The organism is Rhizobacter sp. P2_H2 (assembly GCF_056403375.1).
On sequence record NZ_JBFUFP010001609.1, the window covers coordinates 1 to 834 of the forward strand.

An 834-nucleotide genomic window follows, 5' to 3' on the forward strand; every position below is an offset into this window, starting at 1 on the left:
ACCTCGGCGGCACCTTCATTCCCGAGCCAGGCCACGAGACGCATCGTGGCGCCTCGGTCCGAGAAGAACTCACGCGCTTCATTCACGCCCAGCGTCACCGCTTTGCCGAGCTGGCGACGGGAGACGATGCGCGGGCCACGAGCGCAGCTGATCTTCTGGAGCTCATTGATGACCAGACGCCGGGCGACTGGCCATCGAGCATGCCGACGACGAAGCCAAGCTGATTCCCGAATCCGATAGCGACGGGGCAGCTCGGGTACATCGGCGTGCCTTAGCCCGGCCCCTGGCCGAAGCGGATGGGGGACTTGTTCGTTCGAAACCCGAAGGGTGGCCACGCTGGCCTTGCTTGGGAAACCGGTCGTGGAGGCTGGGGTGTCTACCAGGTCCAGTCTCCCTATGTCGTTTCAGGCGAGCGAGACCTGGTTTGCAACCTTCATGAGGTGCTTCCGCTCTTGAAGAAGGCACGTACCGAAGCAGGAAGCTCGCAGTGACCGAGATAGCCATCCTTGCGGACGGGCGCCGTTGCGATGGCCCTCCGAATCAGGAAATCCTTTCCCCATTTCGGATGAAACCCGCGTGGCAGCAAGTCGCGATCGGGAACTCCACGTCCGAAACCGGCCAGCCCGCGCATCCCACAACACCGACGATGCCGGCTCCCCCTCACCGGACCCCGCCATGCATCACTTCCAACTCGTCGCCCTGCCCCCCACCCCCTTCATCCCGCTCTTCACCCTCTCCAACCAAGCCCTCGCCCAGCACGGCGCGCAGCGCCACATCGCCACCGAAAACACCGGCTACCCATGCCGCATCAGCCTCGAAGACGCCCAGCAAGGC

The 834-nt window shown here is 64.3% G+C and carries 1 protein-coding gene; it reads left to right on the top strand.

The window, feature by feature from the left end; all coding sequences use genetic code 11:
• On the top strand, positions 1-224 hold a 224-nt coding region (locus AC1D15_RS35070), incomplete at its 5' end, for a hypothetical protein (protein ID WP_477829709.1).
• Positions 225-834: the final 610 nt, after the last annotated feature.